Here is a 12,469-nt window from a genome sequence, read left to right on the forward strand (position 1 = left end):
ATCTTCTTCCCTAGACAAGAGGAATGATCGACCAAGGGCTGTCCCCATGATCAGCCGGGGTCGATGCCACCGCCCCGCAGGTTAAAGATCAAGCTTAACGCACAAGGAGCGACGTCAAGTGTGTCACCTGAGCTCGTATCTCGCGGCGGCCGGCGGAGTCCTCGCCGGTCTCGCCGTCGCCGCGGCACTGCTCGTCCGGCAGCGGCACCTCATTCACCATCTGCGGCGGGCGTTGGGTGCCCGCGACCGTGACCGGTCCTACTGGCATCGGCTGGCCACGCACAACGACACGACCGACCTGCCGAACCGGCGGGCCCTGTGGACGCACCTTGAGGCCACGTTCTCGCTCGGGGAGCCGCTCGGGCTCGTCCTCATCGACCTAGATCGGTTCAAGCAGGTCAACGACACCTACGGCCACGAGTACGGCAATGACCTGTTGCGCGAGGTCGGACGCCGCCTTAGGGCCCTCGGGCCGTCGGTAGCCATGTCCGCGCATCTCGCCGGCGACGAGTTCGCCCTCGTCGTGCACGGCGACGACGGCGAGGTCGAGGCTGCCGCCGCGGCCGCCCACCGGCGCATCTCGAAGCTCCCGTACGAGATCGCCGGGCAGCAGGTGATCGTCACCGCCAGCGTCGGCTACGCGCTCGCCGAGCCGGACATGCTGGCCCGCGACCTCCTGCACGCGGCCGACCAGGCCATGTATCTAGCCAAACGCACGCGCTCTGACGTCTGCGCCCACGACCCGGACCACACCACGCCGCAGGGCATCGCTATCCGTTACCGCGACCTGCGATAACACGCCCTTGGCGTGAGAACCGCACCCCGTCCCCGCACGCACCAGGAGCCCTGCAGGCGATTCGGCCTGCGGGGCTTCGCGTTTATCAAGGAGCCCGATTCCCCGTGATGTCCTTCGACGCCGTTCACACCCTGACCGGGGGCCTGCTGCACGTTGAGGCCAGCGCCGACCTGCTCGGCTGGGGCCGCCCGCCGCTTTTGCTGCTCGTCCAGGACCGGCCGGCCCCAACCGCACCGCGGGGCACGCGACACCAGGTGCGCGCCGCGCGCCTGCCGTTCAACGACGCCCGCATGGGCCGCTACCGCGCCGGACTCGCCGACCTCCTGCCGGACCTCGCCACCGCGCTCGACATCAACCAGCCGGTCGCCCGGCCCACACTGGCCGCCTGCGTCAATGTCGGCCTGATCATGGACCTCCTCGCCGATCCCACCCCCGGACTCCACTTGCTGGCCTGGGCCCTTTGCTACGAGGACGTCCTCGTCGAGTCCGACGACCTGCGCGAAGTCCGCCGCGTTGACGCGGTCGACGCCGACCGCCGCGGCTACCGGATCACGAGCCTGCGGGGCGAATCGCACCCCGTGGTCCGCGTCGACGATCACGCCGACCACGACGACGCCCCGGCTACTCGCACCGCGCTGGCGCGTCTCGTCCAGACCACCACCAGACCCGGCCACTTCACACCGACGGCTCGCTGACGGCCGCCGACGCTGCGCTGGGAGCGCGGGTCCCGACCTCACCAGCGCGCTGAGCCCTACGGCACCAGCCAAGCAGACGACTTGACCTTCATCGAGAGCGAAGCGTCGATCTACAGGTCATTGTCCGGGGCAGCCATCAGGCATAACGCGGCCGGCCCCGACCGGGCGGTGACCCCTGGCCCATAACCCCGACGGAAGGTCGCCCGCCATGTCTGACCGCAGCCGAACCCGCCCGTCCCACCTCGCCCTCCTCCCCCGTGACGTCACCGACCCCCTGCTGTGGCGGCTGGCCGTGGACGTCCTCACCGCCCATCAACCCGGACCCGGCAATCGGTGCGTCAACCTGCAGTGCGCCGACCAGAGCGGGCCGTGTTCGGCCGCGAGGCAGGCGCAACGGGCGATGTGTGCCGCGCGCGCCGCACCACCGTCACAGCCGGCACCTGGCGGAGAACCCACACCACAACCGCCGGCCCGCGACGCTCTCGGATTCGTCGGCTGGTTCACCAACGGCCTCGCCGCCGCTGCCACCCACTTACTGCCGCGGGTCCCGCATCGGCTGCCCCGCCGCGTCCCCGGCGCGGCCCTGACCGCCGTCTGCGCCGCGTAGCCGCAGCCCAGGCCAACGACCAACGCCACCTGGCCCGGACCAATGACCCGTCACGACCTTCGACCGCGTGGCCCACCACGGCCGCGCGGTCGTCGCCGTACCCGAAACGCTCCATCACAACGAGGAGATATGACCCGTGGCAATCATCTGCTACGTCAGCGCTATCGATCCCGCGCAGCCGGGCACCGTCCACGCCCGCTACGTCCACTTCGACGGCTACCCGCTCAGGCTCATCGCGGAACTACGCAGCATCTGGGCCACCACCACCCGCCGCGACACTCAAGTTCTTATCGACGCGGTCCTCGCCTACGACTGGTACTACCTCGGATCCGACGTCACCCCAGACACCCGGTCGTTCCGTCATCAGCATCCCGTCGGCGGTGTGGGCGTGACGTTCGACGACACCGATCCTGAGCCCGTCACTGTCTTTCCGCTCAGCCGTGCCGTCGACCTCGACGCCTCGTGGGTCTACGTCATCAACCCCGCCGACGACACCGTCACCGTGCACACCGGCGACGGCGATCCGGTGGGCGTCCACAGCCTCGGCTAATCGGCATCTCGGAGGACCAGTCATGTCCGATCGCGCCTCTTACCTCGCCCGTTTCCAGGTCACGCCCGACCGCGCCTGCGCCGCGCGGCCCGACCGTACCCGCCCGATCATCCGGCGGGAGCCGACGTGACGCTCCGATCTCTGGTACCCGTCGCGGTGGCGCTCGTCGCCGTTTTCATGCTCTGCGCCGGTGGGCTCGGCGGATTCCTCGGCGGCGGCACGGCTGCCGCCGAGTGTGTCCCCACGGCCACCTCACCCGGCTTCGCGTCAACCATCACCGCGTCGTCACCCGCGCCGCCACGCCGGTGGCCGGCGATCGGCGACTGGGACAGCGACCAGGTCGCTAACGCCGCCGCGATCGTCACCACCGGCGCCCGACTTCGGCTACCAGCGCGCGGCTGGGTGATCGCGGTCGCCACCGCCCTGCAGGAGAGCACCTTGCGGAACCTGCCCGGTGGTGACCGGGATTCGGTCGGGTTGTTCCAGCAGCGCCCCAGCCAAGGGTGGGGCACTCCCGCCCAGCTTCAGGACCCCGTCTACGCGTCGGAGAGGTTCTTCGAGAAGCTGGCCACGCTCAAGGGCTGGCAGGCGATGCCGCTCACCGAGGCCGCCCAGGCCGTGCAGGTCAGTGCCTTCCCCGACGCCTACGCGACGTGGGAGGGACCGGCCACCCACCTGGTCACCGCGATCGCCGACGCCGCCGGCCTACCCAGCGATGGCCTGGCCACGTGTGGGGCCACCGGCCCGTGGACGCAGCCGATCCTCGCCCCTGTCGGGTCGGGCTTCCGCGGCTCGGACCGGCCCGGTCACAACGGCGTCGATCTCAGCGCCGCGCGCGGCACCATCATCCGCGCCGCGTCCGCCGGGACCGTCCGGACCGTCGCCTGCAACGCCGTCTACGCCGACACCGGCGCCGATTGGGGCTGCGACCGCGACGGCGACCCCGCTCGCACGCGGGGGTGCGGCTGGTACGTCAACATCGACCACCCCGGCGGCCTACTTACCCGCTACTGCCACATGGATCAACCCCCGATGGTGACGGTTGGGCAGCCGGTCGCCGCAGGCCAGCCCATCGGCGTCGTCGGCTCCACCGGCCACAGCTCCGGCCCGCACCTGCACTACGAGTTGCACCACAACGGCGATGCCAGCCCGAACGGCGCCATCGACCCTGTGCCCTTCATGGCGGCACATGACGCCCCGCTCGGCACAAGGTCCTAGCGCGATGCCGGCGGCCCCATGGTCACCCAGCTCGACGGCCGTTCCGTTTGCGGACGACCGCCGCAACCCCGATCCACGAATCCCCCAGGAGGAAGGCACGTGAGCACACCCGTCCTGATCGGTGTCGCCGCACTCCGCGGCGGGTACACCGCCCGCTCCATCCAGCTTGCCGAGGACCCGGAGGTCCTGGTGCCGCTGCTGCGCCGGATCTGGACCGACACGTTCGGCCGCGACACCGACGCCCTGGCTGCCGCGCTGCTGGCCCGCACCTGGTCAAGCCTCGCCGTCAACCCCACGCCTCGGCGATGGCATCGGCAGCCGCCCGTAGCGGGGCTGGGCTGCACGGCCGTCACCGAGAACGACATCATCCGGCAGGGCTCGCTGCGGGAGGACCTCGACGGGGTCGACGAGTGGATGTACCTGCTGCGCCCCGACCAGCGGCTGCTGGTGGCGTACGAGGCGACGGTCCACGGCCGCTGGCTGCGCCACGGCGTCCACCACCTCGACCCGGTCGAGGACCTGTTCGTCACCACACCCGCCCTCGACGAGGGCGGTCCGGAGATGACCGTCTGCACCGTCTGCGGCGCCGTCGACGAAATCGACCACGTCGAGAACCCGTCCATGGCCGGCTACGGCCACGACACCGCCACCAGATGCACCCGCTGCGACTCCTCGGTCGCCACCGACCCGATGTTCGGCGCCCACATCACCCGCAAGCCCTGGCCACCGCACGCCCCCACCAAGGGTCACGCGACAGGCGGCACCCGATGAGCACGCCCGACCCGACGCCACCACCGCCCGCCGCTGGCGACGGCCTGTCCACTCACCGATCGGAGAGCACCATGACCTACCAGCCCGGCCAGCGCGTCGCCCTGGTCCACACCAGCGACCCGCACACCCAGTTGCGGCCCGGCGACGCCGGCACCGTCCGCCGCCACGACCAGCAGCAGCACATCGTCGAGATCACCTGGGACAGCGGCTCGGCCCTGTCGATGTGCCTCGACGCCGGCGACCGCATCCAGCCGGTCACCACCACCCCGCCGGCCACCGGTGGACCAGTCGACGAGGCCGCCGGATGGGCCGCCGCACTGCGGCGGATGGGCGCCGCCGGCATCGAGGCCGGCCACACCGCCGCCGAATGGTGGGCCCAGGACACCATCGGTACCCGGGCCAGCAGCGACACCCGCCTGGCCGCCCGCCGGGTCCTCGCCGGCATCGGCGAAGGAGATCCCGCCGTCCTCGGCGCCCTACCCCGCTACACCTCGGCTGGGGAGGCGGTCGACACCGCCGGATGGGAGCTGTTCGCCGACGCCACCGGCGACGCCACCGGCTGGTTCGGGCTGCGCATCCAGCAGCGCGACGAGGCGATGACCGTCTACCGCGACGCCTTCGACACCGCCGCCACCGACCGGATCTCCGACCTGTGTCACCTCGCGGCCAGCCCCACCGGCCACGACGTGTCCCACCTGCGCCCCGAGAGGGTCCGTGTCGGCGACGTCGGCGTGTTCTCCGGCGAATGGGCGCTGACCACTGGCCCGGACGGCGACGACCGCATCGCGGTCGGCTTCGTCGGCACCCTGATCGACCACTGGAACGGGTGGGCGGTGTTCTCCTGCAGCCGCATCGTGGCTGAGGCGATCGTCGCCGAGCATCAGCGGCACCGCGACCAGTATCGCGACAGCCTGCGGGACGAGGGCGTGCCGGCGGACGAGCTGGACCGTCGGGTAGACGCCGCGCTGGCCAACCTGTCCTTCGACGGCGACGTCATCATCGCCGACCAACGCGCCCTGTCCGACGACCCGGACGCCATCGACCGCATCGCCCCCGACGGCGACGGCCGGTACGTGGTGATGGGCCGCAACTGGCGCTGGGAAGCCGTCGACCCGTACGCCTGCGATCGGATCGTCGGCGACCTGCCCGACCCCGATCAGGCATAGGCCGGCCCGAGAAAGCCCCACCCCCGCGTCACCGCAAGCCGGGCCGACATCGGCCGCCCCCGCCACGACAGGTAAGACCAATAGGAAGGAACCCCATGGCCATCCGTAGCCAAGAGGAAGTCGTCACCCGGGTTTGGGCTCTCCGGGCCAACCTCGGGGACATCTTCGGCTTCCGGGAGGAGGTGCTCGTGGAAGCGCTCGATCTCGACCACGCCCGCCAAGTCCTCACCCCCCGCCACCCGAGCGAGTGGAACCAGCGGGTCGACCACGAGACCTACGCCCGGGACTACTTGCGATTCGCCATCAGAAAGATCATCGACCACCGGGGCAACTCGGCGAACCGATCGGTGGACAAGCTCGGAGAACTCGCCTGGCTCCTCGGCCGCGACGACATCGCTGCAGCCATGGACCACGCCGGCTACCCGATGTACGGAGCACCCAAGGTCAAGGCGTTCGCCGACGGGTTCGACTGGCCGTTCCTCGACGGCCTGGACAGCGACGACCAGCGGGCCCTGGCCCGGATGGCTGACGGACAGCAGTGCGACCCGCAGGGCTGCGAACGGGGCTGCGCCGACTGACCACGACCGGGCCGGCGGCGTCCCGTCCCGTCCCGTCCCGACTCTTACGTGCACCCGCGGTCAGCGGGCACCCCCGCTACGCCGCACCCGCTCATCCATTCGACTTGATCGACTGGGCTGTGGGGCGTTGCATCGGCGGCGCTGACACCGCCCGCGCGACGTCGACACCGACCAGCACGCACCAGCGGAGAACCTGCGCGTCGCCGTGACCCTTCAGCACCACCGGGGTGTGGTCGCCCACCCGCACGGCCTTCAGGCCAGCAGGGGTTGGCCCCACCCGTCTCCGCTGCGCGGTACCCACCGCCCGCGCACCCGGAGGCGGGTGCGCGGGCACGACCCTTGGAATCGAGGCACCCACATGACCACCCCACACACGCCGGTCCCGCCCGCCGATCCACCGCAGGACGACCCGGCCCAGGCCGGCACCGGCGAAACGCCCCCTGTTGAAGCAGCCTCCGGCCGGTCCGGCTACCTCTACCGCAGAATCGCCCTGCACCTGACCGACCACCCCGACGCCATCCTCAAGGTCGGCGAGATCACCCGGGCGATCGGCGCACCGTCCTCCGGGGCGGTGTTCGAGGCATTGAAGAAAATGGCCGCCGCCGGGCACGCCACCCACCACCGCGACCCGCACCACCGCTTCCAGATCACCCAGGCCGGCATCGACGCCGCCGGCACCCTCCCACCCGCCGCGCCCCGCACCCGCTCCCCCGGCAGCGGTGGTGGCGGTGGCCGTCAGTCCCGGCCCGCGCCGATACCGCGCCCGAACGGGACGCTGTACCACCTGCGGCGGCTCGGCAAGGGCTGGGACGTCGAGGAACTGCGACGGCTCCGCGCCCAGCAGGTGCCGGTGCTGCTGTACGGGCCGCCCGGCACCGGCAAGACCGCCATGGTCGAGGCCGCGTTCCCCGACCTGCTCACCGTCGCCGGAACCGGCGACACCGTCGTCGACGACTTCCTCGGCTCCTACAACCCGATCCCCGGTGGCGGCTACGAGTTCGTCCACGGGCCCCTCGTCACCGCCATGCGCGACGGGCGGGTGCTGCTGGTCGACGACGCCACCCTCATCCCGCCCCGCGTCCTGGCCGTGCTGTACCCGGCCATGGACGGCCGCGGTGTCATCACCATCCCCGCCAACGGCAACGAGACCGTGGAAGCCGTCGCCGGGTTCTACATCGTCGCCGGCCACAACCCGGGCGTGCACGGCGCGGTCCTCACCGAGGCCCTGGCCTCCCGGTTCACCGTTCACCTGCACGTCACCACAGACTGGGACCTCGCCCGCCAACTCGGCGTCCCCAAGCAGGTCGTGGCTGCGGCGATCGACCTCAACGCCGACCTCACCGCGGGCAAGACCGTCTGGGCGCCGCAGCTTCGCGAACTGCTCGGCTTCGTCACAGTCCGAGACCACCTGGGCATGACCGCCGCCCTGGCCAACCTGGCCGGCATCGCCCCCGAGGACGCCCGCGACGACGTCACCGCCGCCCTGTCCCGGCACACCGGCACGCCCATCACCGCGCTCGCCCTCGGCAAGCGCTGACTGCCATCCACCTCAGAGTTCTGGAAGGAGCCAATCCGTGTCACACCCCAGCACCCACCTGCGGCAGGGCGCACCGCCGACGCCGCCCGGCGCCAGCGACTGGCATGACTGGTCCGCGGCTTGGACCAAACACGTCCCGCTGCTGACCGGCCGTACCGACCTCACCGTCCTCGTCGCCCCCGGCGCCGCCGGGAACGCACCGGAGTGCTTCTACCCCGACCTCCGCCGCATTGAGGTCGACGCCACCTACATCGCCGACAGCCCTGACGTCACCGACCCGGCCAAGGCCCGGCACAAGCGCATCGTGCCCACCGGGTACGGGCTGCTCGTGCACGGCGCCGCGCACGCCGCGCACAGCCGCTGGGCCACCCCGCCCGGCACCCCGCCGATCCTCGCCCACGTCGCCGACATGCTCGAGGAATCCCGGGCCGAGGGACGCCAACGCACCCGCCGCCGGGGCGACCGCCGCTGGCTGCGCCACGTCGTGAACACCCTCCTCGACCCCGACAACGCGGCCGTCGACGACCCATGGCACGCCGGACAACTCGCCGCCCTGCTCCTGGCCCGCGTCGACGCCCGCATCGTCACCAGCAAAGACGTCCGCCCCGTCCGCGCCGCCGTCACCGGCGTCCTCGGACGCAAACGCCTGCGTCAACTGCGGGACATCTGGCGGGAGGCCCAGATCTGCGACGACACCGACGCCGACACCATGATCGCCCTGGCCCGCCGCTGGTGTCAGGTCCTCGGCATCGACCCCGACCAGCAGTACGACACCCCCGTACCGGACGCCGGCCTGTTCCCCGGCCGCCTCGCCGCGGCCCTCGTCGACTACCTCGCCGTCGCCGCCGGCGTCACCCCGGCCGAGTACGCCGCATCAATGCTGGCCCGCCGACACAGCCCACCCTCGCAGTGGGACCGCCGGGACCCGACCGAGCAGGAACACCGCGCGGCCCGCGACCTCGCCAACCGGCTGCGGCAGGCCCGCACCAGCCACCCCGAACCCGGCCGGCGGCCCTCCGCGATCCCACCCGGTCGGCTGCGCACCCGCCACGCCATCACCGCCGACGCGCAAACCGCCGCCGGGCAACTGCCAACGGCCGCCCCGTGGCAGCAACGCGCCCAACTACCGCCCGAGAAACCCCGTCTGCACCTGGCGATCTTGGTCGACCTGTCCGGCTCGATGGACCAATACACCGAGGCGATGTCCGCCGCGGCGTGGATCTTCGCCCACGCCGCCCGCCGCGCCGACGCGACGACCACCACCATCGGTTTCGGCGACCGCACCACCGTCCTGGTACCTCCGCGCACCTTCCCCAGGCAGGTGCTGCACATGCGCACCGACTTCGCCACCGCCACCTTCCCCGAAGCGGTCAAGGTCGCCGATCACCTTCTCGACCTGCGCCACGGCCGCACCCTACGGATGCTCGCCGTCGTCTCCGACGGCTACCTCGACGACATCCCCGCCGGACAGCGCCTCGTCACCACGCTGCACCGCGCCGGTTGCGCCGTGCTGTGGCTACACCCCGCCGACCCACCCACCGCGGGCGAGCCAACCGACCCGGACCAGATCTGGGGAAACACGTTCACGCACACCACCACCCTGACCGTGACCGACCCGGTCGAAGCCATCACCGCGATCGCCGACGCCGCCGTCACCGCGCTCGCCCAGGCCTGAACCCCGGCCAAACCCGACCCGTCCGGGCGGCAAACCAGTCCCACCCCGCGCGCGGCGCTGCGACGAGCTGCGGCCGGGCAGCGCCTCCTGCGGCGTCGCCCGAAGCACCCTCAGCCCCGTCGACCGCGCGGCCCGCTGCCGGTCCGCGACTTGACCATCCGCCGTCATCGAAGCGTGCATGCATCGCGTCCCCGACAGGCCCAACTAGCCGACGGGACGCGGACGCGAGACGGCGATGCCCATCACAAGGAGTTCACCCCATGCGCTACAGCACCGACAGCGAACACCCCTTCGACACGGACAACCGCGCCTGGCGACGCCTCGGCGACGTCGTCGGCGAACACTTCGACGTCATCACCTGGAACCGGGGATCGGACGGCCGGCCAGTCATGCTCACCCTGACCGACCTGCGAACCGGGGACACGGTCACCCTCGCGATCCTCGACTCCCTCGAGATCCGCGACCCGTACACGCTGCTCGCCGTCCACACCGGCGGCGAACTCGCCGCGCACGGCCCCACCAGCGGCCCCACCGCGGCCGACTCCCACGCGGCGACGCACGCGCTCGACAGCACCACCCTCGCCGCGACCAGGCCCACACCGCTGCACGACCCCGCCGCCACGGCCCTGCCCGCCACCTGCTGGGTCGACCTGCCCACCGACCTCGCCGCGGCCCTACGGCCCGCACTCGACGACGCCCGCACCGCCGTCCTCGTGCTGCTCGACCGCACCGGTGGCCGGCTCGCCGCCGTCGGCCCGTTCCCCACCCACACCGCCGCCGACACCTGGCAACCCGACGACGGCCCCGGCCGCACCGCCGACCGGCTCATCGTGCCCCTGCACCCGGTCACCATCCAGGAGGCCCGGCCGTGACCCTCACCCCACCGCTGGCCCGCCCCACGCTGGCACCGATAGTGGCCGTCGACGTCGACGGCGTTCTCAACCCCGACGACCCCACCCACGCCACGACGCTGGGCTACCAGCCGCACCGCTACGACGGGCCCGGCCCCGACGGCCAGCACGTCACCGGCACCGTCTGGCTGCACCCCGACCACGGGCCATGGCTGCGGGAACTGGCCAACCACGCCCAGCCGGTGTGGTGCACCAGCTGGAACCACCTCGCCGTCGAATGGATCGCTCCACGGCTGGGCCTACCGGCCACCTGGCAGCACGTCCCCGTTCAGGCGGGCGGTGTCCGCTTCGGCCACCAGAGCAAACTCGGCCGCCTTTACGCCTGGGCTGCGCGGCGGCCACTCGCCGTCCTCGACGACGAGTTCGGCGGCAAGGACCCCTTCACCGCCGACCAGCGCACCGCCGACGGCGCACCCACCCTGCTCCGCCCGGTCAACCCCTACCACGGGCTACGCCGCGTCGACATCGACGCGGTGCTGACCTGGCTGAGGCAGCTCTGACAACCGCACCGGCGCCCACCCAGCGCCGCGCCATCCCCTTCACACGGACTCGCGGGGCCCGCATCCATGGATGCGGGCCCCGCGCCGTAACGACAAGGAGTTGACGATGGACAGCACGCCACAGCCCGCTGACGAACCGGCCACCGATCGTCCAGCCCGGCTCAACGTCGGTGACCCGGACCTGCGCAAAACCCGCCTGCTCGCCCGCGAATGTGCCACCTGCATCTTCAAGCCCGGCAACCCGATGCACCTCGACCCCGGGCGGCTCAAGCAGATGGTGGCCGCGGCGCGCGGCGACGCCGGCTACATCATCTGCCACTCGACCCTGCCGTACGCCGGCAGCCCGGTCCCGCCCGCGGTCTGCCGCGGCTTCGCCGACCGCTACCGCACCTGGCAACTCCAGGTCATGGAACGACTCTGGGGCTTCGTCGAAGTCGAACCACCTGACCCCGACCCCACCCGTACTCCCGAGTGACCAGGAGACACCCACCATGCCGAACATCGACGACGTCCTCCGACGCCAGGAACAGATCATCGACACCATCGGCTGGGCCGTCACGCACGTCCTGCCCACCGACGACGACCCCGACACCACCACCCCGTTCGCCTACACCGTCGGACTCACCGCCCACCACTACCCCGAACTACTCACCGCCGGGCTACCCCCCGAGGTCGCCCACTGCCTGCTCAATGACCTCGCCTGCCGGGTCTATGACAGGGCTGAACGGTTCAGCCACGGCCAGCGCATCAGCGACCTCATCGCGGGCTACGACGCGATCATCATCGACGGGCCACCCACCCATGACCTGCTGCCCGGGATGGCGATCGCGCGCTACGGCCGTCACCAGATCCGCCTCCAGCAGCTCGTCTGGCCCGACCAGCAGGGCCGGTTCCCCTGGGACAGCGGGTACAACTTCGAACCGCAGGCACAGCCACTGATCGCCCAGACGTAGCGCGACCAAGCGGCGCCGCCCGGGATCCGGACGCCCCCAGGCGCCGGATCCCGGGTACGGCCGAACCGCTGGTCCACAAAGGTGGCAGTACCAGCGAGGGCAGCTGTCGGCGTGCAGATCGGAGTACATAGGTAGGTACGCCGTTACGTACAAAGATCCGCATGACGATGGAGCGCAGGATGGTCGACTCGAGTTCCCTTCGTCACTCAGGCGGAGTTACTCCGTCCGGCTACCCTCGGTTACCCCATCGCAGACGCATGCGCGCCTGGAACGCGGCAGAAGAGTGCGTAGGCCCGGTCACGGCTCAGATCAGGTCCGAAGGCGGCCGACCCATGTCAGGTGGTTCTTGGCCACCAGGTTTTCATGCGGGCCCAGGTCCCATCGGCCGCCCAGCCGGTGAAGCGTTGATGGGCGGTCTTCCATGGCCCGCGGGGTCGGGGTGATGGCGTTGGCGTTCGGTGTCGCCGCAATCTACGTCTGGTTCCCATGTCGGCCCGTCCCCGACCGTGTAC

The 12,469-nt window shown here is 71.4% G+C and carries 15 protein-coding genes; 14 read left to right on the forward strand and 1 reads right to left on the reverse strand.

Going from position 1 to position 12,469, the window contains the following annotated elements; translation table 11 throughout:
- Positions 1–118 precede the first annotated feature (118 nt).
- From ACGF3C_RS32800 to ACGF3C_RS32835, 8 genes are all read left to right on the forward strand, one after another.
- Positions 119–796 carry a diguanylate cyclase domain-containing protein gene (locus ACGF3C_RS32800; RefSeq protein ID WP_393227618.1) on the forward strand — a complete coding sequence of 226 codons (678 nt, stop codon included), beginning with the start codon at positions 119–121 and terminating at the stop codon, positions 794–796.
- 107 nt (positions 797–903) lie between these two features.
- On the forward strand, positions 904–1,491 hold the full coding sequence (locus ACGF3C_RS32805) for a hypothetical protein (RefSeq protein ID WP_393227620.1): 588 nt from the start codon (positions 904–906) through the stop codon (positions 1,489–1,491).
- Positions 1,492–1,699: 208 nt separating this feature from the next.
- The gene (locus ACGF3C_RS32810; RefSeq protein WP_393227621.1) at positions 1,700–2,098 is read left to right on the forward strand and encodes a hypothetical protein; all 399 of its coding nucleotides are present in this window, start codon (positions 1,700–1,702) and stop codon (positions 2,096–2,098) included.
- A 136-nt stretch (positions 2,099–2,234) separates the two neighbouring features.
- Positions 2,235–2,648, forward strand: a complete 414-nt coding sequence (locus tag ACGF3C_RS32815) for a hypothetical protein (RefSeq protein ID WP_393227623.1) — start codon at positions 2,235–2,237, stop codon at positions 2,646–2,648.
- A 126-nt stretch (positions 2,649–2,774) separates the two neighbouring features.
- Positions 2,775–3,866, forward strand: coding sequence for a M23 family metallopeptidase (locus ACGF3C_RS32820; RefSeq protein ID WP_393227625.1), 1,092 nt, complete (start codon positions 2,775–2,777; stop codon positions 3,864–3,866).
- Between the two features lie 99 nt (positions 3,867–3,965).
- Positions 3,966–4,637, forward strand: coding sequence for a hypothetical protein (locus ACGF3C_RS32825; protein ID WP_393227627.1), 672 nt, complete (start codon positions 3,966–3,968; stop codon positions 4,635–4,637).
- Positions 4,634–5,803, forward strand: a complete 1,170-nt coding sequence (locus ACGF3C_RS32830; RefSeq protein ID WP_393227629.1) for a DUF4314 domain-containing protein — start codon at positions 4,634–4,636, stop codon at positions 5,801–5,803. Before ACGF3C_RS32825 ends, ACGF3C_RS32830 begins: the two co-directional genes overlap by 4 nt.
- A 95-nt stretch (positions 5,804–5,898) precedes the next feature.
- The gene (locus ACGF3C_RS32835; protein WP_393227631.1) at positions 5,899–6,381 is read left to right on the forward strand and encodes a hypothetical protein; all 483 of its coding nucleotides are present in this window, start codon (positions 5,899–5,901) and stop codon (positions 6,379–6,381) included.
- Between the two features lie 91 nt (positions 6,382–6,472).
- Here the strand turns inward: ACGF3C_RS32835 and ACGF3C_RS32840 are convergent, their stop codons facing one another.
- A complete protein-coding gene (locus tag ACGF3C_RS32840) occupies positions 6,473–6,622 on the reverse strand; it encodes a hypothetical protein (RefSeq protein ID WP_393227633.1) in 150 nt (49 codons plus the stop codon).
- A gap of 117 nt (positions 6,623–6,739) precedes the next feature.
- On the opposite strand from ACGF3C_RS32840, the gene ACGF3C_RS32845 reads away from it, so the two are divergent.
- From ACGF3C_RS32845 to ACGF3C_RS32870, 6 genes are all read left to right on the forward strand, one after another.
- Positions 6,740–7,918: an AAA family ATPase gene (locus tag ACGF3C_RS32845; RefSeq protein WP_393227635.1), complete on the forward strand. Its 1,179-nt coding sequence runs from the start codon at positions 6,740–6,742 to the stop codon at positions 7,916–7,918.
- A gap of 37 nt (positions 7,919–7,955) precedes the next feature.
- On the forward strand, positions 7,956–9,593 hold the full coding sequence (locus ACGF3C_RS32850) for a VWA domain-containing protein (RefSeq protein ID WP_393227636.1): 1,638 nt from the start codon (positions 7,956–7,958) through the stop codon (positions 9,591–9,593).
- 260 nt (positions 9,594–9,853) lie between these two features.
- The gene (locus tag ACGF3C_RS32855; RefSeq protein WP_393227638.1) at positions 9,854–10,465 is read left to right on the forward strand and encodes a hypothetical protein; all 612 of its coding nucleotides are present in this window, start codon (positions 9,854–9,856) and stop codon (positions 10,463–10,465) included.
- Positions 10,462–11,004 (forward strand): hypothetical protein, encoded by a 543-nt coding sequence (locus ACGF3C_RS32860; RefSeq protein WP_393227640.1) that lies wholly within the window; start codon positions 10,462–10,464, stop codon positions 11,002–11,004. Before ACGF3C_RS32855 ends, ACGF3C_RS32860 begins: the two co-directional genes overlap by 4 nt.
- Positions 11,005–11,110: 106 nt before the next feature.
- Positions 11,111–11,479 (forward strand): hypothetical protein, encoded by a 369-nt coding sequence (locus ACGF3C_RS32865; RefSeq protein ID WP_393227641.1) that lies wholly within the window; start codon positions 11,111–11,113, stop codon positions 11,477–11,479.
- A gap of 16 nt (positions 11,480–11,495) precedes the next feature.
- Positions 11,496–11,957: a DUF4262 domain-containing protein gene (locus tag ACGF3C_RS32870; RefSeq protein WP_393227643.1), complete on the forward strand. Its 462-nt coding sequence runs from the start codon at positions 11,496–11,498 to the stop codon at positions 11,955–11,957.
- The last annotated feature ends 512 nt before the right edge of the window (positions 11,958–12,469 follow it).

It is taken from the genome of Micromonospora sp. NPDC047762 (genome assembly GCF_043204655.1).
Classification (GTDB): domain Bacteria; phylum Actinomycetota; class Actinomycetes; order Mycobacteriales; family Micromonosporaceae; genus Micromonospora.

Coding starts and splice junctions, on each gene's coding strand:
- ACGF3C_RS32805 (WP_393227620.1), top strand. CDS start 904: ATGTCCTTCGACGCCGTTCACACCCTGACCGGGGGCCTGCTGCACGTT.
- ACGF3C_RS32810 (WP_393227621.1), top strand. CDS start 1,700: ATGTCTGACCGCAGCCGAACCCGCCCGTCCCACCTCGCCCTCCTCCCC.
- ACGF3C_RS32830 (WP_393227629.1), top strand. CDS start 4,634: ATGAGCACGCCCGACCCGACGCCACCACCGCCCGCCGCTGGCGACGGC.
- ACGF3C_RS32835 (WP_393227631.1), top strand. CDS start 5,899: ATGGCCATCCGTAGCCAAGAGGAAGTCGTCACCCGGGTTTGGGCTCTC.
- ACGF3C_RS32845 (WP_393227635.1), top strand. CDS start 6,740: ATGACCACCCCACACACGCCGGTCCCGCCCGCCGATCCACCGCAGGAC.
- ACGF3C_RS32855 (WP_393227638.1), top strand. CDS start 9,854: ATGCGCTACAGCACCGACAGCGAACACCCCTTCGACACGGACAACCGC.
- ACGF3C_RS32865 (WP_393227641.1), top strand. CDS start 11,111: ATGGACAGCACGCCACAGCCCGCTGACGAACCGGCCACCGATCGTCCA.
- ACGF3C_RS32870 (WP_393227643.1), top strand. CDS start 11,496: ATGCCGAACATCGACGACGTCCTCCGACGCCAGGAACAGATCATCGAC.